Source organism: Rhodococcus sp. JS3073 (assembly GCF_026810085.1).
GTDB lineage: Bacteria > Actinomycetota > Actinomycetes > Mycobacteriales > Mycobacteriaceae > Rhodococcus_F > Rhodococcus_F wratislaviensis.
On record NZ_CP113951.1, the window covers coordinates 2,819,764 to 2,843,422 of the forward strand.

Below are 23,659 nucleotides of genomic sequence, written 5' to 3' on the forward strand. Positions count from 1 at the left end.
CCCTCCATGCCACGTGTGCATGCGATGTTAGGCCACGGGCGTCGGCGTCCGGCTTTCGTCCAGCCGGCGCAGGGTCGGCAGAATCGCCCAGAGCAGCACCGTCGCCACCAACCCGGTGGCTCCGTACACGGTCAACGCCAGGTGCACCGGGACCACGGCCGCCACCACCCCCGCCACGAACGCGCCGACCGACGCACCGGCGGTGACCTGCGCAGTCCACACCCCGGCGATGCGCCCGTGATAGTCGTCCGGCGTGTATTTCTGGACCGTCGCGAAGCGGAGGATGTCGGCCACCGCTTCGCCGAAGCCGTGCGCGAGGAGTCCGAGCACCGCGACGATCACCGACCCCATGGCGCCTGCCCCCACCAGACCCGCCGCGGAGATCAGCATCGCGAGGAACACGACGAGTCCGGAGCGTCGCACCGTCCCCGTCCAACCGCTGGTGAGCGAACCGACGACCGCACCGATCGCGGGCGCCGCGTACAGCAGACCCACGGCCGAGGGGCCGACTCCGAGCACCTCACTGGCGTACTCGGGAATGAGGACCGCCCAGCCGGCGAGCAGCATGGACACGAATCCGGCGAGCAGCAATCCGCCGATCACCCGGTCACCGATCGCGAACCGGAATCCCCCGGCCACCGAACGCAACGGCGACTCGGACACCTCGGTGGGTGGTGGGAGCGAGGGCAGCCGGGTGATGCAGAACGTCGTGACCGCCGTGGTGATCGCCGCGAGCGTGTAATTGGCACCCACCCCGCCGAGGGCGATCACGACGCCACCGAGCGCGGGACCGATCATCGACCCGAGGTCGGCGGTCAAGGCCATCAGTGCCCCTGCCGCGGCCAGCTTGTCCCGCGGAATGAGGCTGGGGGTCACAGCCATCAGGGCCGTCGCCGAAATACCGCCACACGCCCCGTCCACGACGGCGCAGAGGTAGATCACCCACACCTGCGGTTCGGGAAGGAACGCGTTGACGGCCAGGACGGCGAAGAACACGCCGGCCGAGCCGCGGGCGATCGCGATGACACGACGGCGATCACACCGATCGGCCAGTGCGCCGCCGACGAACGTGGCGCCGAACGTGGTGAGGCCCAGCACCGTTGCGACGGCCGCGACGTGCGCGGTCGAGCGGGTGAGGTCGTACATCTGCAGGGGGATCGCCACCACGAGGAAGCCGAGCCCGAAGATCGACACCACCCGGCCGACGAAGATGTACCGGAACTCGCGGCTGGTCCGCAGCGGGTCGATGTCGATGACCAGTTTGTCGAGGAGCTGCACGGTGATCGAGCCCCGGGTCACTTCGCCACGAGCTCGTCGACCCAGTTGTCGAGCACCGGTGTGCTAGCCAGCGTCACGAAGTCGACATCCGCTCCGGCACTGCGCCACTCCTCGACGAGCGCCATCAGCCGCACCGAGTCGAGCCCCTGATCGACCAGGCTCACGTCGGCCACCAGTTCGTCCAACTCGACGTCCAGGACGCGCGCCGTGTCCGCGAAGATCTGTGCCCGGTCGAGCGTTCCGTTGTTGTCGGTCATGCCATCTCCCTTGTCGACTACCTGAATGATTTTCGGTTACTTCATTTCCGACGAGACCGCGACCAGCGCGGTCACGGCCTGCACCCACCGGTCCGCGAGGACGCGGGTGGATTCCGCGGTGAGAACACCGTCCGCTGCCGCGAATTCGCAGTCCAGCACCGGGCCGTCCTCGGTGTCCTCGGTGATCGCGTCCACCTGCAGCACGTGATCGAGAGGGGTGGCGGGGTCCACCGAGCCGCCGAGCGCCACACCTTCGGGTGCCCCCGACCACGCCGAACCGGCGGACTCACCGAGCGTCATGCGGCCCAGATAGTTGAAGACGACCGCCGGTGTCCGGTATCCGTCGAAGCGAGAAGCGAACTCCGGGTTGAGACGTCGGAGCAGACCGAAGCCGATTCCGTTGTCCGGCACCGACCGCAGCGACCGGCCGACCTGGTCGAGTGCGTCGGCGGCCGCGGATCCACCGGCCAATGCGTCGGCGACGTCGATCCCGCCCAGGTCGAGTGCGACCGGGAACATCGACGTGAACCAGCCGATGGTGCGGGAGATGTCGGCGCCCGGCACCACCTGCTCCTCGCGTCCGTGCCCCTCCAGGTCGACGCGGACGACGTCGCCGCCGCGCTCGGACGCCACCGCCAGGGCCAGCGCCGTCAGCAGGACGTCGTTGACGGCTCCCGCCGCGAGGACCCGTTCGGTGACGTCCGTCGGCACGCGCACGGAGATCGAGCAGGTGGACGACACCGTGTCGAGTGCGGGATCGAGCGGTCGCACGCCGAGTTGCGGCTCTTCCGTGTCGACCGCACTCTGCCAGTGCGACCACCCCGCGGTGATTCTCCCGGTGGTCGCGGCCTCCGCGAGCCCGGCGGCCCAGGCCCGGAACGACGTTCCCGCCGGGTCCAGCGACACCTGTTCCCCGGCGGTGACCTGCGAGACGGCCAGAGCGAGATCCGGCACCAGGATCCGCCACGACACCCCGTCGACCACCAGGTGGTGCACGGCCACGAAGACTCGTCCTCGCGTGCCGGGTCCGAAGTCGAAGAACACCACCTGCAGCATCACACCGGCCGCCGGGTCCAGCGCCGCGTAGGCCCGCTCGCGTTCGACCGAGAACAGTGCCTGCCACCCGTCCGCGGGCAACGCCGACGCATCGACCCGCCGAACGAGCGGTGCGACCGCACCGACCGTCTCCGGCACCACCCATTCCGGTGCGCCGTCGGCGACCACGAACCGCGACCGCAGCAGGTGATGCGTCCGGAGCACACCCTCGACGGCCTGTTCGAGCACCGGCACGTCCAGGCCGAGCGGTGCCACCAGCAGCCGGGCCTGGGAGAAGCGGCTGATGTCGCCACCCCATTCGAGCGGTTCCCAGACGATCGGGGTGAGCGGGACGTCGCCGACGGCGTCCGCCTCCGCGGATCCGACCGTCGTTGACGGCACCTCCGCGATGCCGTCGAGCGCGGCGAGTCCCGCGGCCGTGCGGAGTTCGAAGACCTGCCGGGCACTGACCTGCAGGCCGGCGGTCCGCAGCCGGGACACCAGCTGGATCGACACGATAGAATCACCACCGAGAGCGAAGAAGTCGTCCTCGACGCCCACCCGGTCGAGCCCGAGCACGTCCGCGAACACCGCGCACAGCGTCGCCTCCGTCTCGTTCCGCGGCTCACCCGAACCGACGAGGCTGCCGAAGTCCGGTTCCGGCAGCACCTTCCGGTCCACCTTGCCGTTGGCGGTGACGGGGAACGCCCCGACCACCACGATCGCCGCGGGCACCATGTAGTCGGGCAGACGCTCCGCGACCACGGACCGCACCACGGACGGGTCGAGCGCGCCGTCGACGGTCACGTAGCCGACGAGACGACGCACCCCCCGATCATCGGTGTGCGCGACCGCGACGGCGTCGCGGACACCTTCGACTGCGGCGAGGGCCGATTCCACCTCACCGAGTTCGACGCGGAACCCGCGGATCTTCACCTGATCGTCTGCGCGCCCGACGTATTCGAGACCGGAGCCGGTCGTCGCCCAGCGCACCACGTCACCCGTGCGGTACATGCGCTCTCCCGTAGCACCGAACGGGTCGGGCACGAACCGGCCCGACGTCAGGTCCGGCCTGCCGAGGTAGCCGCGGGCCACACCGTCGCCGGCGAGGTAGAGCTCGCCGGCGACGCCGGCGGGCACCGGTCGCAGCAGGCGGTCCAGAACATAGGCCGTGCCACCGTGCACGGGCCGCCCGAGCAGCGGCTCCTCGGTGTCGGCGGCCTTCGCGATCAGCGCGTCGACGGTGCACTCGGTGGGTCCGTACAGGTTGAACGCCCGGCCGTCCGCGACATCGCGCAGTGTCCTCCACAGTGCCGGGTTGACCGCCTCACCGCCGAATCCGACGGTGGCCGGCACGTGTTCGTGCTCGTAGAGTCCGGCGGCCACCATCCGGTCGAGGAACGACGGTGTGACCTCGAGGAAGTCGAGGCGCTGCTCGGTCACCTCGCGGACCATCAGGTCCGGGTCACGCATGGTCTCCTCGTCGAACACGTGCACGGTGTGACCGTCGAGGAGCCACAGCGTCGGCTGCCAGGAGGCGTCGAAGCTGAACGACCACGCGTGACCGACACCGATGGTGTCGCGACCGGTTGCGGCCACCGTCGGCAAGTACAGGGATTGCCGGTGGCTGTGGAAGAGGTTGAGCAGGTTGGCATGAGTGATCGACACGCCCTTCGGCACACCGGTGGACCCGGACGTGTAGATCACGTACACGGTGTTGGCGCCGCGCAGCGGTGCGCGCCGATCGGTATCCGTGACAGGAGTGCCCGGCAGCACGGCGAGGCGCCCCTGCACGGACGGGTCGTCGAGCACCACCAGGCTCGCCCCGGAGCCCGACAGGATCGCGCCGAGTACCCCGGAAACGGCCGCGGTGCTCAGGACCACGGTGGGCTGCGAGTCCGACACCATGTGCGCGAGGCGGTCCGCCGGGTATGCGGGATCCATCGGCACGTACGCGCCGCCCGCGGACATGACGGCGAAGATGGCCACGACCATGTCGCTCGTCCGTGGCAGTGCCAGCCCCACCTTCGACTCCGGACCCACGCCGGCGTCGATCAGCAGTCGTGCGAGTCGCGCTGCCCGCGTGCCGAGGTCCGCGAACGTCAGCGTGTCGTTGCCGCAGACCACCGCGGTCGTGTCCGGTGTGCGGTCGACCTGCGCGGCGAACAGTTCCGCGACGGTCGGGACACCGGACGGGGCAGCGGGTTCCGTGGTCGCCCACTCGCCGAGCACCTGCGCGCGCTCGTCCTGCGACAGCACGTCGATGCGCGCGGTCGGCAATGTCCGGTTCGCGACGAGCTGTTGGAGAATGCGGACCAGCCGTTCACCCAGCCGGGTTGCCTCGGCGTTCGTGAACAGGGCGGGCTGGTACTCCAGCATCAGATCGAGTTCGCCTTCGAGCCCGGCGACGAGAACGAGTGGGAAGTTGGTGGCGTCCTGCCCTTCCGAGTGGGACACCCGGATCCCGCCGGATCGCTGCGCCGCCTCCAGCGCCTCGGTGTCCACCGGGTAGCTCTCGAACACGATGAGACTGTCGAACATCTCGCCGATGCCGACACCGCGCTGGATGTCGGACAGGCCCACGTACTGGTGGTCCATCACGCGGTTCTGCTCGCCCTGCACCCGCCGCAGGAACTCGTCGACCGTCTCCTGCGGGCGGACGCCGACTCGCACCGGCACCGTGTTGATGAACAACCCGACCATCGACTCGATCCCGGGCACGTCCGGCACCCGACCCGAGACGATGGCGCCGAACACCACATCGGGGCGGTTCAGCACCGAACCGAGCAGCAGACCCCACGCAGCCTGCACCGCGGTGTTGACGGTGATGCCGAGGCTTCGGCTGAGTTCGAGCAGCTCACCCGACAGCCCCTCCGGCACGGAAACGGTGATCTCACCGGGGATCTGCGGGTCGAGGGATGATCCGGCCGCGGCCAGCAGTGTGGGTTCCTCGACCCCGGCGAGGGCTTCCGTCCACACCGCGAGGCCGCGCTCGGTGTCCTGGGCCTTCAGCCACATCAGGTAGTCGGAGTAGGGGCGGACCGGCCGCAGTACCGACGGGTCGGCCGCCGCACCGTAGAGCTGGATCAACTCCTGGATCAGCAGGGGCGTCGACCACCCGTCGAGCAGTAGATGGTGGGCGGTGAAGACCAGCCGGTACCGGCTCTCCCCCACCCGGACGAGCGTGAAGCGCAAGAGCGGCGCCGTGCCCGGATCGAAACGCCGGTTCCGGTCCTCGTCGAGCAGGGCGGACCACTCGGCGGCGGCGTCGTCCGCGGGCAGCCGGTGCAGGTCCGTCTCCTGCCAGGGCAGGATCGCCTCGCGCAGGACGACACCGATCGGTTCACCGGCTTCGCTGATCCGGAATCCGGTGCGCAGATTGGCGTGCCGTTCCACGAGCGCCTCCGCCGACCGGCGTAGCACCGCGGTGTCGAGCGCGCCCTCGATGTCCAGGACGGTGCGCATCGTGTAGACGTCCACACCGGTGGTGTCGAGTCCGGACAGGAAGAACATGCCCTGCTGCAGCGGGGTCAGCGGGACGACGTCCTCGAGTGTCGCGCCGGCGGTGTCCCGCGCCTCGTGTTCGAGGGCGACGAGTTCGGTGAGCGGCAGGGTGTCGTGGGTGAGGTCGGACGGGGACAGCCCGCCCGCTTCCTGGTTCCCGGCATGCCGGGCGAGCGCGGTGAGCGCGTCGACCCAGACGTCGGCGATGCGGGTGGCGTCGCCGGCGTCCAGCACCCCGTCCGCGCCCGTGAACACACAGCTGAGGACGGGACCGTCCGCGGTGTCCTCGGTGATCGCATTGACGTCGAGTACATGGTCGAGGGGGGTTCCCGGGTCGACGGTGCCGCCGAGCGCATCCGCCTCGGGGGCGCCGGACCAGGCGCCGTCGGTGTTCTCCCCCAGTGTCATTCGACCGAGGTAGTTGAACATCACGGACGGCGGCCGATAGCCGTCGAACCGGGGGGCGTAGTCCGCGTTGAGCCGGGACAGCAACCCGAATCCGATGCCGTTGTCCGGCACGGCCCGCAGGGATTCCTTCACCCGGCGGAGGGCGAGTCCCGCGGCATGCCCGCCCGCGAGGACGTCGCTCAGGTCGAGGGACTGCAGGTCGAGCACCACCGGGTACAGCGAGGTGAACCAGCCGACGGTGCGGGAGATGTCCGCACCCGGCACGACCTGTTCCTCGCGGCCGTGCCCCTCGAGATCCACCCGCACGAGTGTTCCTCCGCGCACGGACGCCACCGCCACGGCCAGTGCGGTGAGCAGAACGTCGTTGACCCCGGCGCGGAACGCGGCCGGGACGGTGGTGAGCACCTGCGCGGTCACGTCCGCGGGGACGTGCACCTCGACCGACCGGGCGGACGCGACGGTGTCGCGGTCACGGTCGAGCGGCCGGTGCCCGAGCGCGGGTTCGCCGGCGTCCACCGCGGCCTCCCATACCGGCCAGCCGGCCGTGACCCGGTCCGATGCCGCCGCTTCGACGAGTCCCGTTGCCCATCCGCGGAACGACGTCCCGGCGGGTTCGAGCGCCACCGGACGGCCCGCCCCGATCTGCTCGACCGCCGACGCGAGGTCCGGCACCAGAATCCGCCACGACACCCCGTCGACCACCAGGTGATGGACGGCGGCGAAGACCCGGCCCGGCGTGCCGGGTCCGAAGTCGAAGAACACCACCTGCAGCATCACACCGGCCGCCGGGTCCAGGGCCGCGTAGGCCCGCTCCCGCTCGGCCTCGAACACCGCCTGCCACGCATCGGGGTCGGCATCCGGCACCATGACGCGGCGTACCGGATTCAGCCCCTCATCGACCGAATCCGGTACCGTCCACCGCGGTTTCCCGTCCGATACGGCGAACCGCGACCGCAGCAGCGGGTGCGTCGCGAGAAGCGCCCGCACGGCACCGGCCAGGACGGGCTCGGTCAGCCCGACTGGCGCGAGCAGCATGCGGGCCTGCGCGAAGCGGTCCAGATCGCCGCCCTGATGCAGGGCCTCCCACACGATCGGTGTCACCGGCACGTCGCCCTCGGCGGGTACCTCGACCGTGTCCGGGTTCTCGGCGCCCGACTCGGCGTCCACCGCCGCGGCGAGCCGCTCGGCCGTCCGCAGCTCGAAGACCTGCCGCGCCGTCACCCGGATGTCGTCGCGGCGCGCCCGCGACACGAGTTGGATGGACACGATGGAATCGCCACCGAGAGCGAAGAAGTCGTCCTCGACCCCCACCCGATCGAGTCCGAGCACCTCCGCGAACACCGCGCACAGGGCGGCCTCGGTGTCGGTACGGGGTTCTCCCGAACCGGCCAGCGCACCGAAGTCCGGCTCCGGCAGAGCCTTCCGGTCCACCTTGCCGTTCGCGGTCACGGGAAGCGAATCCAGGACGATCACGACGGCGGGAATCATGTAGTCCGGGAGCCGTTCACCGGCCGCGGACCGCACATCCGACGGCGACGGCGTCCCGTCGACGGTGACGTAGCCGACGAGGCGGCGCATCTCCCGATCGTCGGTGTGCGCGACCACCACGGCGTCCCGCACCCCGGCGACGGCCGCGAGTGCCGACTCCACCTCACCGAGTTCCACCCGGAAACCACGGATCTTCACCTGATCGTCGCCGCGGCCCACGTACTCGAGCACCCCGCATCCGGTCCACCGCACCACGTCGCCCGTGCGGTACATGCGCTGTCCCGGGGCGCTGAACGGGTCGGGAACGAACCGTCCCGACGTCAGGTCGGGCCTGCCGAGATACCCGCGGGCCACGCCGGCCCCCGCCACGTACAGCTCACCGGCGACTCCGGGAGGGACGGGGCGCAGCCACCCGTCGAGCACGTATGCCGACGTCCCCGGCGTCGGGCCGCCGATGGCCACGGTCGCACCGGAGATCCGGGCGAACGCCGCGTCGACGGTGCATTCGGTGGGCCCGTAGAAGTTGTAGGCCTCGACACCGCCGGTGCCCGCCAGCCTCTCCCACAGCGGAGGGGTGACCGCCTCGCCGCCGACCGTGACCTTCGCGGGCCGGTGGGTAGCCGACGGATCGAGGAGTCCTTCGTCGAGAAGCTGATTCATCAGAACGGGCACGCTGTCGACGTAGTCGATGCGGTGCGTCCGCACGTAATCGACGACGAACGCGGTGTCCGATCGCCGCTCCTCCGGGAGGATGTGGAGGGCGTGTCCCTCGAACAGCCACGTCAGCGCAGCCACGGACGAGTCGAACGCGAACGGGTAGGTCAGCAGCACCCGCCACGGGTCGTCGGACGGGGTGCGGTCGCTGGCCGGCTGCATCGTCGTCGCACGCTGCGCGCCGTGCAGATCGAGCAGATTCGCATGGCTGACGGTGACGCCCTTGGGCAGTCCCGTCGAACCCGACGTGTAGATGACGTAGGCCGCGTTGTCGGTGTGCAGCCGGGTGCGACGTTCGGCGTCGGTCACGGGGCCGGCAGGCAGCGCGGCGAGTTCCGCGGCGATCTCCGGGGCGTCGAGTTTCACGACGCGAACGCCGTCCAGAACCGCAGCGAGCCGTTGCGACACGGCCTCCGTGGTCACCACGACGGTCGGGGCCGAGTCGGACACCATGTGTGCGAGCCGGTCCACCGGGTACGACGGGTCGAGCGGCACGTACGCGCCGCCGGCGGTGAGGGCCGCGGCGATCGCGACGACCGTCTCGGCGGACCGTGGCAGCGCCAGGCCCACTCTCGACTCGGGTCCGACACCCGCGGCGATCAGCAGACGCGCGAGGCGCGCGGATTCCGACGCCAGATCGGCGAAGGACAGGGAGGTGTCGCCGTGCACGACGGCCGTGTCGTGCGGGGTGCGCGACATCTGCTCGGACAGCAGGTCGGCGACGGTCGGGAAACCGGATTCGACAGCGGGTTTCGCCACCGCCCATTCGCCGAGGACGAGGTCACGCTCGGTGATCGTCAGCGCCGCGATGGATGCGGCGCGTGCACTGCCACCGGCGGCGAGGGCCTCCAGAATGTGCAGCAGCCGTGCGCCGATCCGTTCGGCGTCGGCGTCGCTGAACAGCGTCGGCCGGTAGTCCACGATCAGTTTCAGCGTCTCGGCGACACCCGCGGTGAGGACCAGCGGATAGTTGGTGCCGTCGTGGCCGTCGACACCGGCGATGGTCACGCCGCCGTCACGCTGGGCCCGCTCGAGGGCGTCCCGGTCGACGGGGTAGCTCTCGAAGATGGTCAGCGTGTCGAACAGCTCACCGAGTCCGGTGTCGCGCTGGATGTCCGAGAGTCCGACGTACTGGTGGTCGAGGGTGCGGGCCTGTCCCTGCTGCACTCGTTGCAGCAGGTCGCGCACCGTTTCGGCGGCGTCGAGGCGCACCCGCACGGGCACGGTGTTGATGAACAGCCCGACCATCGATTCGACTCCCGCCAACTCGGGCGGACGTCCGGAGACGGTGGCACCGAACACCACGTCGTCGCGGCCGAGCAGCCCGGACAGCAGCAGTGCCCAGCCCGTCTGCAGAACGGTGTTCAGGGTGACCCCGCTCGTGCGGGCGAGTTCGGCGAGCGAGTCGCCGAGCTCGGCCGGGACGTCGAGTTCGACGGCCCGCGAGTCGGTGGTGACGCGCGTCGAGCCCGGCGGGGTCAGCAGGCACGGTTCGACCAGGCCCGACAGGGTTTCCTGCCACAGTGCCCGGGCGCGGTCGTGGTCCTGTCGCCCGAGCCAGGCGAGGTAGTCGCTGTACTTCCGCACAGCGGGAAGGCCGTTGGTGGTGCCGCCCGCCGCGTAGATCTCGAGCAGTTCCCGGACCAGGATCGGGGTGGACCAGCCGTCGACCACGATGTGGTGCGCCGTGAAGACGAGCCGGACGGTGCCGGGGGCGAGTCGGACGAACAGCCAGCGGACCAGCGGCGGCTGGGCGAGATCGAACCAGGTGCGCAGGTCGTCGTCCAGCAGCTCGGCGATCCGCCGTTCCTGCTCGGCCGAGTCGTATCCCGTGAGGTCGACAGTCCGCCATGGCACCTCCACCGCCCGGACCACGAGCCCCGCGTGGCGCCCGTCCTTGCGGGGCCGGAAGCACGTGCGCATCACCGCGTGACGATCGAGGAGTGCCTGCGCGGAGACCCGCATCCGGTCGTCGTCCACCGGTCCGTCCAGCCGGATCACCGATTGCACGGTGTACACATCGGGTTCCGCACTCCCCATTCCGTCCCCGTCGTCGGGTGCGGCGACCGTGCTGAGAAACAGCAGGCCCTGCTGGAGCGGCGAGAGCGGAACGATGTCTTCGAGCGCAGAAGTGCGGGTCATCTCAGTTTTCCGGTTCGGGTGGACCGCCGCGAGCGGACGGGTGGGGAGGATCGGAGACGGTTCGGCCCCCGGGCCGATGGACCCGGGGGCCGAACCCGACTGTGTTACTGCTTGTTGGCGGGCAGCTTCGACAGGCCCTCGTCGATGGAATCGAGTGCGAGGAGCGCGGTCTGGTAGGTGGCGGCCAGAGCGTGCTGGACCGGCACGAGGTTGCCTGCCTGCACGGCCGGCAGCGACTTCCACAGCGGGGAGTCCATCAGGGCCTGCAACTCGGGCGAGCCCTTGCCATCGGGGCCGACGCCGTAGACGATGACGTTCACGTTGCCGAGGCTGGCCGCGATCTGCTCGGTCGACACGAACTCACCGTGGACATCCGCCGGATCGGCAGGCTGACCGGGGAATTGGAAACCGAGATCGTCGAACAGATTGGTGGTGAAAGACGACGCGAACTCACGGTAGAACTCGCCCGGATCGCCGGCACACGAGTCGCAGACACCACCGAAGGTCAGGGTGCCCAGCGAATCCTTGTACTTGGCGGCGATCTGCGCGGCCCGGTCGTCGTACTGCTGCTTGAACTCGCCGTAGTTGTCGGAGACTGCGGCGGCGTCGGCGAACTGCTCACCGAGCGTGCGCCACTCCCCCGGAGCCTTCGGCCCGAGGAAGACGACCGGAGCCAGCGACTGCAGCTTGCCCATGTCGACCATCGACTGTGCACGGGCGGGGACGCCCATGATGATCAGATCGGGGTCCGCGGCGGAGACACCCTCGTAGTCGAGGGTCGAAATGTCCGCGTCCTGGGCAACCTTGGGCAACGCGTCGTAGGCCGCCTTCGTCTCGGCGTCCATGTTGTCGATCTCGCGCGTCCACTCACACACCGCGGACAGGTTCGCCTTCGCCTGGATCAAGGGAAGTACCGCGTACCCGCAGGCGACGATGCTCTGCGGCTCGGACGGGATCTCGATTGCGCCGTTCTGCGCCTCGAACGTCCGCGTCTGCGAGCTTGCCGCGGACGTAGCACCGGAGTCGCTGCCGGCGCTGTCGTCCGAGCTGCTACAGCCCACGACTCCGACGGCCAAGATTGCCGTCGCACCGAAAACCACCGCCTGGCGCAACCGCGACAGTTCCTTTAACTGCATGACCCACTCCGCATCTCGAATTGCCGGACAGTTGCCCGGGCTCGGTTGGTTAGGCTATCCGAACCAGCCATCCTCGCCAATACCTACGATTTACCAACTCTTGGTCACTGGAATTCGAGCTCGAATTCGTCGATCTCCGACTGGTCCAGTTCGCCCAGAGTGAGATCCGACGGCGTGTACCCGCCCGCGGTCTCCAGACCTGCGTGCCCGGCGAGTGCCGTCAGCGCCGCGACCCAGCCGTGGGCCAGCTCGGTGACGACCGCCTCCGACAGCACGGACGGGCTGTACCCCCAGGTGGCACGCAGCACCGGGCCTTCCTCCGACTCCTCCGTCAGCGCACCGATCTCCAGGGCATGGCTGACGGGCATGGCCACGTCGGTGGCCCCACCGAGCGCGGCCCCTTCCGGTGCCGTCGACCAGTCCCCGCCGTCGGTCTCACCGAGCGTGAATCGACCCAGGTAGTTGAACCCGATCTCGGGCGCCACCGAACCTCCGGCCACCACCGGCCCGTCGGCGCGCAGATACTTCAGCATGCCGAATCCGATTCCACTGTCCGGTATCTCGCGCAGCTGTTCCTTGATCCGTTTGAGGGCGTCACCGGCCGCGGCGCCGCCGGCGTACGCATCGTCGAGGTCGATCCCCTGCGCGTCCAGGAGCACCGGGTACAGGGTGGTGAACCAGCCGACGGTGCGGGCGAGATCCGCACCGGGGACGGCCTGCTCCTCGCGTCCGTGGCCCTCGAGATCGACCGGGACGGCACCGCCGCCGTGCCGGGCGGCGGTCAACGCGAGCGCCGTGAGCAACACGTCGTCGACCTTCGCGTGGAAGCGTTCCGGCACCGTCGTCAGGAGCGCCTCGGTCACCGAGGAGGGCACCTCCACCCGGATCCGATCAGTCGCGTCGATGGTGTCGCGCCGCGGATCGAGTGGGCCGGACGCGAGCCGGACCCGGTGGGCGCCGCCGGCGGTCGCACGCTGCCACAACGGCAGTTCCCCGGCGCGGTCCGCGGCCTGCTCGGCGAGCCCTGTCGACCACAGCCGGAACGGCGTGCCCGCCCGGGCAATCGGTTCACCCGCGCAGGCCGCCGCGAGGTCCGGCACCAGGATGCGCCACGACACCCCGTCCACCACCAGGTGGTGCACCACCATCAGGACCCGGCCGTCGGCGCCGCTGCCCGCGTCGAAGAACACCACGCGCACCATGGCCCCGGATTCGGGATCGACAGCAGCGTATGCACTTTCGGTGACATGCGCGACGACACGCTCCCGCTCGGCGGATCCGAGGCCCCCGATGTCCACGTGCGAGACTACGTCGGCTGCCCGGACGGCACCGACCGGGGGCACGTCGAATTCCGTGCCGTCGAATCGGGCCCGCAACATGTCGTGGACGTCGAGCACGCGCTGCACCGCGCGTTCCAGGGCCTCCGCTGTCAGGCCCACCGGCGCGGTCAGCAGCCGGGACTGCGCGAACCGGGTGTACCGTCCGCCCCGCTCGAGCAGGTCGTGCACGATCGGGGTGGCCGGAATCCGTCCCGCCGCAGACGCTTCCAGCTCGGCCTCGTCCACCTCGCCGGCGTCGATCTCCAGCACCCGCACGAGGCCGGCGACGGTCTTGTGCTCGAACACGTCCCGCGCGGTGAACCGCAATCCGGCAGCCCGTGCCTTCGACACCAGCTGGATGGAGACGATGCTGTCTCCGCCGAGCACGAAGAAGTCGTCGTCGGGGCCGACCGTGTCGAGCCGCAGGATCTCCGCGACGACCGCGCACAGCCGGCGCTCGAGATCCGTGGCGGCTTCCCGCGACGTGCCGAGCGCCGAGAAGTCCGGCGCCGGGAGCGCCTTCCGGTCCACCTTGCCGTTCGGGGTCACCGGCAGTGCGTCCAGCAGGACGGTCGCGGCGGGCACCATGTAGTCGGGCAGCGCGGCCGCGACATGCGCGCGCAGCGCCTCCGCGTCGAGGCCGGTCCCCACCGCATACGCCACGAGGCGTTTCCGTCCGGGATCGTCCTCACGGGCCACGACCACCGCGGCATCCACCCCCGCACACCGGGCGAGGACCTGCTCGATCTCACCGAGTTCGACGCGGAATCCGCGAATCTTCACCTGGTCGTCGGCGCGGCCCACGTACTCGAGGGTTCGGTCCGCCGACCACCGCACCAGATCGCCCGTCCGGTACAGGCGTTCACCCGGCACACCGTACGGGTCGGCCACGTAGCGCGACGCGCTCAGCCCGGGACGCCGGAGATAGCCGCGGGTCACGCCCGGACCCCCGACGTACAGTTCGCCCGCCACTCCGGGCGGCACCGCACGCAGTCGCCGATCCAGGACATATGCGCGCCCACCGGCGACGGGTGTGCCGATGGTCGGCCGGGCGCCCGGCAGGATGTCCGCGACCGCGGCGTCGACGGTGGCCTCGGTGGGGCCGTACATGTTTCGCGAGCGGATCCCGTCCACCGCTGTGTCGCCGAGCGCCGTCCACAGATCCGCGGGGACGGCTTCGCCGCCGACGGCGAGAACGCTGGGACGGTGATGGGCCGCGTCGATCAGCCCGTCCGCGAGGAGTTCGCTCATGAGAAGCGGCACACAGTCCACCGCGTCGATACGGTGACGCCGAACGTAGTCGACGATGCCCGCCGAGTCCGCGAGCAGTTCCGACTCCAACAGGTGGAGAGTGTGACCACCGAGCATCGACAGCAGCGGATCGACCGACGAGTCGAAGGCCAGCGAATAGGTGAGCAGCACGCGCAGTCGCTCGACCGACGCGTCCCCGACGGTGCGTTCGCGCTGCGTGGCGAGCAGCGCCGCGACACCGCGGTGCGGGACGACGACGCCCTTCGGCTGCCCGGTCGAACCCGACGTGTAGATCAGGTATGCGGCGTTGTCCGGCGTGGTGTCACCACCGCGTTCGTGCGGCGCGATCGGTGCGTCGGTTACCTCGGCCGCCGCCGACCACGCATCGAACGTCGACTGGTCTAGCACGAGTGCGGGTTTCGCGTCGCCTCGCATGTACGCGAGCCGCTCGGCCGGGTAGTCGGGATCGAGTGGCAGATAGGCGCCGCCCGCCTTCCAGACGGCAAGGATCGAGACGATCACCGGGATCCCGCGGGGAAGCATCAACGCGACCACGGACTCCGGTCCGACGCCGCGGCCGACCAGGTGTCGTGCGATCCGGTTGGCGTGCGCATCCAGCTCCGCAAACGTCAGTTCGCGGTCCCCGCCGACGAGGGCGGGAGCGTCCGGCGTGCGTTCCACCTGGCGGGCGAACAGCACGTCGAGGGTGACGGCGTCGTCCTCGATGTCCGCTGCCGCGGCCGGGCTCCCCCGGCGAAGCCACGACCGCTCCTGCTCGGACAGCAGTTCCACCGCGGATACCCGGACACCCGGATCCGCGGCGAGCGCCTCGAACACGCGGACGGTGCGCGCAGCGAGAGCGTCGGCGGTGGCGGCGTCGAACAGGTCGCGGGCGTAATCGACACGCACGCGCATCGATCCGTCCGGCTCGTCGATCACGTCGAAGGTCAGGTCGAACATCGCCGTGTCGTTCGAGACGAACGACACCTCCGGCGAGAACTCCTCGAACAGGCTGACCGGCGGCGGCGCCTGGTGCTGCACGAGCACCTGGAACAGCGGGTGCCGGGCGGCGCTGCGCTCCGGGTTGAGGGCCTCCACCAGACGGTCGAACGACACGTCCTGATGCGCGTAGGCCGCCAGGTCCGTCGCCCGGACGCGTCCGAGCAACTCGGCGAGCGTCGGGTCGCCCGACAGGTCGGTGCGCAGCACCACCATGTTGACGAAGAACCCGACCAGTTCGTCGAGTTCCGTGCTCGGCCTGCCTGCGGTCGGTGTCCCGATCGGGATGTCCTCGCCCGCACCGCTGCCCGACAGCGCCACCGCGACGGCGGTGTGCACGAGCATGAACATCGTCGCACCCGCATCACGGGCACGGCCTCGCAGCGCGGTGACGGTCTCCAGCGCGAGGGTGCGCTCCACGTGTGCGCCCGCGAACGTCGCGACCGCGGCGCGGCGACGGTCGACGGGCAGTGTCAGCTCCTCGGGCAGACCCGCCAGCCGCTCGGTCCAGTACCCGATCTGCCGGGCGCACAGACTGTCCGGGTCCGACGGGTCGCCGAGCAGGTTTCGCTGCCACACCGCGAAGTCGGCGTACTGGACCGGCAGCGGTTCCGGCCGGGCCGTCCGCCGTCCGGTGCGCGCCTCGTAGGCCGCACCCAGGTCGCGCAACAGGATCGAGGTGGACAGTTCGTCACTCGCGATGTGGTGCACGAGCAGCAGCAGCACCGATTCCTCCGCCGACACGCGGAACAGCCGCAGCCGAATCGGGATCTCCGTCTCGAGGTCGAAGCCGTGACGGGCGGCGGCCACGAGCCGTTCGTCGAGTTCGGCCGCAGTCACGTTCTCCACGACCAGCGGCGCGGGGATGTCGGCCAGCACGCGCTGGTGGCCCACTCCGTCGATGTCCGTCAGGACGGTGCGCAGCGTCTCGTGCCGGGCGAGGACGTCGGCGAGTGCACCGCGCAGGTCGGTCTCGTCGACGGCGCCGTGCAACCGCATCGTCACCGGGACGTTGTAGGTGGGACTGGGTCCTTCCAGCAGGAACTGGAACCACAGCCGCTGCTGCCCGAAGGACAGGGGCATCGTCTCGGTGCGTGCCACGGGCAGCAGCGGGGCGCGCCCCGGGCCGTCCACGCCCCGGGCACACTGCGCGGCCATCGCCACGACGGTCGGGTTGTCGAACACGGTGCGGATACTCAGTTCCACACCGAGCCGGTCCCGGGCCCGCGCGATCACCTTCGCCGCGGACAGCGAGTGCCCACCGAGCAGGAAGAAGTCGTCGTCGATGCCGATCGACGGGATGCCCAGCACCTCCGCGACGATGTCGCACAGTCCGGCCTCGAGCTCGGTGGACGGCGGCCGGGACGTGACCAGCGATCCGAAGTCGGGGTCCGGCAGGGCTTTCCGGTCCAGTTTGCCGTTGGACGTGAGCGGCAGCGCATCGAGGACGGTGAACGCGGCGGGCACCATGTAGGCGGGCAGCCACTGGCCGACCTGCGCCCGCGCCGCCGCGACGTCGAATGCCGCGGCCTCCGAGTCCTCGTCGACCAGCAGGTACGCGACGAGTTGTGACACTCCGCTGCTGTCGGTGCGGGCCACCGCGACAGCGCGCGTCACCCCCGGCAGCCGGGTCAGCGCGGACTCGACCTCGCCGAGTTCCACCCGGAATCCGCGGATCTTCACCTGGTTGTCGCCGCGCCCGCGGTACACGATCTGCGCGGAGTCCCCCTCCGCATCGGGCACCCACCGGACGACGTCGCCGGTTCGGTACATGCGGGACTCCCCGCCCGGGAACGGATTTGCCACGAACCGTCCCGCCGTGAGTCCGGGAGCACCGAGGTAGCCGCGCACGACGCCCGGTCCGGTGACGTAGAGTTCGCCGTCCACACCCGGCGGTACCGGGGCGAGGCTGTGGTCCAGCACGTAGGCGCGGAGATTGGCGACGGGCCGCCCGATCACGGGTGTCGCGCTGTCGGCGACGGCGGCGACGAGAACGTCGACGGTGCCCTCGGTGGGGCCGTAGAAATTGAACGCCTCGCCGTGCCTGGTGCGCAGCTGCTCCCACAGCCGGTCGGTGACGGCGTCGCCGCCGAATCCCACGGTCGGCACGGTCCCTGCGGGGAACAGGTCTGCGTCGATCACCTGCTCGAGCTGCGACGGTGACAGTTCCACGAAGTCCCAGCCCTCGGCGAGCGCCAGGACCGCGAGCTGATCCGGATCACGTTGCGTCACTTCGTCGACGATGCGCAGGGAGTGCCCGCCCAGCATCCACAGATGCGGACCCCAGGAGGCGTCGAACGAGAACGACCACACGTGACCGACGCGCAGCCGGTTCTTTCCCGCCGCCGCGCAGGCCCGGGAGAAGACGTGGTGGCGGTGACTGTGGAACAGGTTCACCGCGCCGCGGTGCGGCACCTCCACCCCCTTCGGCCGCCCGGTCGAACCCGACGTGTGGATGATGTACGCGGTGTCGAGGTCGTGCACCCGGCGTCCACGTTCGACGTCGGACACCCGGTCGCCCGGAAGCGCGGTCAGCGTGGCGATCAGGGCGGCGTCGTCCAGCGCCACCGGCTCGGACAGGCTTGCCGCCGCGGCGATCTCGGCGATGCGCGCGGTGGCGTCGCCGCCGGTGAGGATGCACCCCGGCTCCGTCTCCCCGAGGACGTGACCGAGGCGCTCGGCCGGATGGTCGGGGTCGAGGGGGATGCACGTCGCGCCCGCTTCGAGTGCCGCGAACAGGGCCACGATCGTGTCGACCGACCGCGGCAGCGCGACGGCCACCCGGCGATGCCGGCCCAGCCCGTGCGACAGCAGGTGCCGGGCCAGCCGGCCGACCCGCGCTTCCAGTTCGCCGTACGTGAGCGTGGTGCTCGCGTCGATGACGGCGGGTGCGTCCGGGTCACGGTCGACGACGGCGTGGAACAGGTCGACGAGCGTCAGGCCCGGCGGTACCGGCAGGTCGGAGGCATTCCAGTCGTGCAGCACCCGCTGCAGTTCCGCCTCGGAGAGGATCGGGAGGCGGGCCAGCGGGATCGCGGGTCCGGCACCGTCCGGAAGGTCGGCCACGGCCGCGAAGAGCCGTTGCAGGCGTTCGGCGTGCGTGTCGAGGTCGGCCTCGGTGAACGTGTCGGCATCGGCGTCGACCCAGACCTCGAGACCACCGACGGCATCGAGTGGCCGCACCGTCACCATGAAGTCCTGCAACGGCCCGCGCGCCACCGAGTGCACCCCACCGCGAATGTCGCCGAACAGCAGCCGATCTCCGAACGGTTTGACGTTGATCGACGGCCCGATCACACCGCGGGAACCCGCGGGAAGCCGCAGGTCACGCTGAATGTCCTCGCCGCGGTACCGGTAGTGGGACCGGCAGTCGGCCACTGCCGAGCGGACGTCCCCGATCAGATCGCCGAGGGTGTGCGCGGCCGTCGGCTGCAACCGCAGCGGAACGACATTCACCGCGGACATGGGCACGCCCATCGACGCGCTGCCGAGACGGTTCATCACCGGGAAGCCGATGGTGAGGTCGGAACGGCCGGTGGCGGCCCGCAGGTACGCGCCGACGGTCGCGGTGACCACGTCACCCCAGCTGGCCGACAGTGCTTTGCCGACCGCGCTGAGTCCGCGCTGCTGGTCGGCGGTGAGCGTCCATCGCGCGGCGCGGGACCGGCGGGCGATCCCCCCGGACACGTCGTCCGGGTCGGCGCTCTCCCCGCCGAGGAGGACGGCCTCGTCGACGTCGGCCAGGTAGCCGGACCAGAATTCGCGGTCGGTGAGGAACTCGGGGGTGTCGCGGTAGTCGAGTTCCTCCTGCACGACCGGCCCGACCGGGGTGAACTTCGACGCCGGCACGTCGGCGCCGCGAATGTCGGCGGTGTAGCGCTCGGCGATCCGCCGGGTGAAGAGGCCGAATCCGTACGCGTCGATCACCAGGTGGTGGACGCAGAGGTAGACGATCACCCAGTCGTCGGCGAGAACGAGCAGGGCGGCACGCACACACGGGTCGGCGAGCGGGTCGATGACTCCGGCGACGTCGTCGGCCATCCACTGCTGCGCGGCGGCCCACGGATCCTCGGAGTGGCTCAGATCGACGCGCCCGGGCTCGGCGAGCGGGCGGGCTCCCGGATACTGGAGCACCGTTCCGTCGGATTCCACTCCGAACCCGGCGGTGAGAACCTCCGCGTCGTCTGCGGCGCCGCGAACGGCACGGGCAGCAGCGGCCAGGTCGACGGATCCCCGCAGTTCGATGCACTCCGCCGTGTTGAACACGGGGTTGTCCGGGGTCAACTGCTGGGCGAACCATACGCCCGACTGGGCACGTGTCAAGGGCACTGCTGCGGTCGACATGAATTGACATCCTCTTCTTGGTGACGAATTCAACTGTCCGAATGGACATCACGGCCTGCGAAGCGAGCGCCGGGCGAGAGGGAACAATACCAAAGGTTAGCCTTACCGTATAAGGTCTGGGTCGCGGTGCCCCCACCGTGACGAGTGTCCGAGTTGTCCGTAATCGAGAGGTGATCACACATGGAATCGACGGCCGTTGCCGAGTCCGCAGAGACTTCGGCGGACCTCCCGCCGGGCGCGCCGTTCGCTCTCTCCCGCCCGCACGGCACCGTGATCGCCGACGGCATCCGCACCGGTTACGACTCCGCCCGCGACGCCGCCGCGGCCCTGCGGAGCGGCACCGCGACGTCGGTGGTCGGCGCGCTCGCCTTCGACCCGTCACATCCCGCCGCGCTGATCGCACCACAGACGCTGCGTCATCACCCGGGAAGCTGGACCCCTCGTCTGCAGACCCTTCCGCACGTGCGCGCCGGTGAGGCGATTCCCCCGGAGAACGAGCACATTTCCCGGGTCGCCGCCGCCATTCACGTGCTGCGGGAACCCGAGGCCGCACTACACAAGGTGGTGCTCGCCCGATCGGTCGTCCTGCACGCCGACGAACCGCTGCATCCGCACGCTCTACTCGCGCAGCTGGTGGCGAACGACCTCGGCGGCAACGGCTTCAGCGTCGATCTGAGCGCCGCAGGCACCGGCTGGTCGGGACGGCACCTCGTCGGCTCGAGTCCCGAGGTGCTCATCCGCCGCCGCGGCGACACCGTGACCTGCCATCCTCTCGCCGGATCCGCTCCCCGGCACACCGATCCCGAGATCGACCGGCTGACTTCGGAAAACCTCGCGTCGTCGGAGAAGAACCTGCGCGAACACGCCCTCGTCGTCGAGGCACTGCGCGCGAGCCTCGAGCCGTTCTGCACCGAACTCGACATCCCCGACCGGCCCACCCTCACCAGCACACCGCAACTGTGGCATCTCGGCACGCCCGTGTCGGGACGGCTGCGGGACCGCTCGGTGACTGCACTGGACCTCGCCGTCGCCGTGCACCCGACCCCGGCCGTGTGCGGCACACCCACCGACGCCGCGCGTGCGCTGATCGGCGAACTCGAGGGCGACCGCGGCTTCTACGCCGGCGCCGTGGGCTGGGCCGACGCCGACGGTGACGGCGAATGGATGGTCACCATCCGATGCGCGCAGATCGACGCCGACCGCACCACCGTCACGGCGTACGCTGGCGGCGGCATCGTCGCCGCATCCGAACCGGACGACGAACTCGCCGAGACCACAACCAAACTGGGCACCGTCCTCGCCGCGCTGGGGCTCACCCGATGAGCGGCACGACACTGGTCGTCGGGGCGGCCCAGGGCATCGGGCGGGCCACGGCCGTCACGCTGTCGCGGTCCGGTCACCGCCTGGTACTGCTCGATCGTGACGCCGACGGCCTCGCCGCCACCGCGGCACTGCTCGGCACCGCGCCGCTCAGCACCGCCGTCACCGACATCCGCGACACCGACGCCGTCACCGACACCGTCCGACGGATCGAGGACGAGCACGGCCCCATCACCGCACTCGCGCACGTGGCGGGTGTGCTCGAGACCGGTTCGGTGCTCGACGCCGACCCCGAGAGCTGGCAGCGCGTGTTCGACGTCAACGTCACCGGGCTCGTCAACGTGCTACGGGCGGTCGGCACCGGAATGCGCGAGCGTGCAGCCGGTTCCATCGTCGTGGTCGGTTCCAACGCCGCGGGAGTCCCCCGCACCGGCATGGGCGCGTACGGCGCGTCCAAGGCCGCCGTCTCGATGATCGTCCGGGTACTCGGCCTCGAACTGGCCGAATACGGTATCCGCGCCAACATCGTCGCCCCCGGCTCGACGGACACCGCCATGCAGCGTTCGCTGTGGTCGGACCCCGCCGACGACACCGGAGCGCGCGGAGCGATCGACGGCGACCTGGGCTCGTACAAGGTCGGAATCCCGCTGGGCCGCATCGCCGACGCCGCCGACATCGCGGACTCCGTCGAGTTCCTCCTGTCGGAGCGGGCGCGTCACATCACCATGCAGGCCCTCTACGTCGACGGCGGCGCTACCCTCCGAGCCTGACGACCCGAACAGCCATGCCCGTGAAAGGACTTTCGATGACCACGAGCGTTCGCGCTCCCCTGGAGACCACCACCGGCTACCCCGCCGCCCTCGCCGCACGCTACCGCGACGCCGGGTACTGGACGGACGAGACGTTCCAGCAGTTCCTGGGCGCCCGCGCCGAGCAATTCGGGGACGCGATCGCCGTGACCGGACCGGACGCGTCCGGGGCCGACCGCGCCCTCACCTACCGGGAACTGTCCGACCGCGCCGACCGGCTCGCCGCCGGGCTGCAGTCGTCGGGGGTGCAGCCCGGCGACCGGGTCGTGGTGCAGTTGCCGAACATCGTCGAGTACGTCGAGGTGATCTTCGCGGTCTTCCGGCTCGGCGCACTGCCGGTGTTCGCGCTGCCCGCGCACCGCACCCAGGAGATCTCCTACTTCTGCAGCTTCACCGACGCCGCGGCCTACGTCGTCACCGATACGCACGCCGGATTCGACTACCGCACCCTCGCCCGCGACGTGGTGTCCTCGGCCGAGAATCCGCCCCGGATCATCGTGGCAGGAGACGCGGAGGAGTTCACGTCACTCGACGAACTCCGGGCGGCGGAACCGATCTCGGACGGGCCGGCGGTGGGTCCGGAATCGGTGGCGTTCCTGCAGCTCTCGGGCGGAACCACCGGGGTGTCGAAGCTGATCCCGCGCACGCACACCGACTACCTGTACTCGGTGCGCGAATCGGACCGCATCTGCGGCATCGACGAGAGCACCCGCATGCTCGTCGTTCTGCCTGCGGCGCACAATTTTCCGATGAGCTCACCGGGCATCCTCGGCGTGCTGCACGCCGGTGGTCGGGTGGTGCTCGCGCCGGATCCGAGTCCCGACACCGCGTTCGCGCTCATCGAGAAGGAGGGCGTCACGATTGCGTCGCTGGTGCCGCCGCTCGCGTTGGCATGGCTGGCCGCCAGTGGTCGCACGGAACGCGACCTCTCGAGCCTCGAGGTGCTGCAGGTGGGCGGTGCCAAGTTCAGCGCCGAGGCCGCGAAGCGGGTGCGTCCCGAACTCGGGTGCACGCTGCAGCAGGTCTTCGGGATGGCGGAGGGACTGGTCAACTACACCCGGCTCGACGACCCGGAAGACACGATCGTCACCACCCAGGGCAGGCCGATCAGTCCCGACGACGAGGTCCGGGTCGTCGACGACCGGGGCGAGCCCGTCCCGAACGGCACGGCCGGTCATCTACTCACCCGCGGCCCGTACACCATCCGCGGGTATTACCGGGCCCCCGAACACAATTCGACGGCGTTCACCGAGGACGGCTACTACCGAACCGGCGACATCGTCCGGCTCACGGACGACGGCTACCTCGTCGTCGAGGGCCGCGCGAAGGATCAGATCAACCGCGGCGGCGAGAAGGTGGCTGCGGAAGAGGTCGAGAACCATCTGCTCGCACACCCCGCCGTCGCCGACGTCGCGGTGGTGTCGATGCCCGACCCGTATCTCGGCGAGCGGAGTTGCGCGTTCGTCGTGGTCCAGGGTGAGCAGCCGAAGGCCGTCGAACTCAAGAAGTTCGTCCGCGGCCGCGGACTCGCCGACTACAAGGTGCCGGACAAGGTGGTGTTCGTCGACGAGTTCCCGGTCACCGGTGTCGGCAAGATCAGCAAGTCCGACCTGCGCCGGGCACTGGAGAAGACCTTTGTGACTTCGTAACTCGAC

Annotated in this window: 8 protein-coding genes; 3 read left to right on the plus strand and 5 right to left on the minus strand. The window is 70.2% G+C overall.

Going from position 1 to position 23,659, the window contains the following annotated elements:
* Positions 1 to 27: 27 nt before the first annotated feature.
* The 5 genes from entS to OYT95_RS12705 form a co-directional block, all read right to left on the minus strand.
* Complete coding sequence (gene entS / locus OYT95_RS12685; RefSeq protein ID WP_268792238.1) at positions 28 to 1,278, minus strand: enterobactin transporter EntS; 1,251 nt, start codon at positions 1,276 to 1,278, stop codon at positions 28 to 30.
* 17 nt (positions 1,279 to 1,295) lie between these two features.
* Complete coding sequence (locus tag OYT95_RS12690; protein WP_037230630.1) at positions 1,296 to 1,535, minus strand: phosphopantetheine-binding protein; 240 nt, start codon at positions 1,533 to 1,535, stop codon at positions 1,296 to 1,298.
* A gap of 36 nt (positions 1,536 to 1,571) precedes the next feature.
* The gene (locus tag OYT95_RS12695) at positions 1,572 to 10,826 is read right to left on the minus strand and encodes a non-ribosomal peptide synthetase (RefSeq protein WP_268791595.1); all 9,255 of its coding nucleotides are present in this window, start codon (positions 10,824 to 10,826) and stop codon (positions 1,572 to 1,574) included.
* 104 nt (positions 10,827 to 10,930) lie between these two features.
* Positions 10,931 to 11,962 (minus strand): ABC transporter substrate-binding protein, encoded by a 1,032-nt coding sequence (locus tag OYT95_RS12700; protein ID WP_268791596.1) that lies wholly within the window; start codon positions 11,960 to 11,962, stop codon positions 10,931 to 10,933.
* Between the two features lie 104 nt (positions 11,963 to 12,066).
* Positions 12,067 to 19,875, minus strand: coding sequence for a non-ribosomal peptide synthetase (locus OYT95_RS12705; protein ID WP_268791597.1), 7,809 nt, complete (start codon positions 19,873 to 19,875; stop codon positions 12,067 to 12,069).
* A gap of 180 nt (positions 19,876 to 20,055) precedes the next feature.
* Between OYT95_RS12705 and OYT95_RS12710 the strand changes: the two genes are divergently transcribed.
* The 3 genes from OYT95_RS12710 to OYT95_RS12720 are packed head-to-tail and all read left to right on the plus strand — an operon-like array spanning position 20,056 to position 23,653.
* A complete protein-coding gene (locus OYT95_RS12710; RefSeq protein ID WP_268791598.1) occupies positions 20,056 to 21,198 on the plus strand; it encodes an isochorismate synthase in 1,143 nt (380 codons plus the stop codon).
* Positions 21,195 to 21,965 (plus strand): SDR family oxidoreductase, encoded by a 771-nt coding sequence (locus OYT95_RS12715; RefSeq protein ID WP_268791599.1) that lies wholly within the window; start codon positions 21,195 to 21,197, stop codon positions 21,963 to 21,965. Before OYT95_RS12710 ends, OYT95_RS12715 begins: the two co-directional genes overlap by 4 nt.
* 35 nt (positions 21,966 to 22,000) lie before the next feature.
* Positions 22,001 to 23,653 carry a (2,3-dihydroxybenzoyl)adenylate synthase gene (locus tag OYT95_RS12720; protein WP_268791600.1) on the plus strand — a complete coding sequence of 551 codons (1,653 nt, stop codon included), beginning with the start codon at positions 22,001 to 22,003 and terminating at the stop codon, positions 23,651 to 23,653.
* Positions 23,654 to 23,659 lie beyond the last annotated feature (6 nt).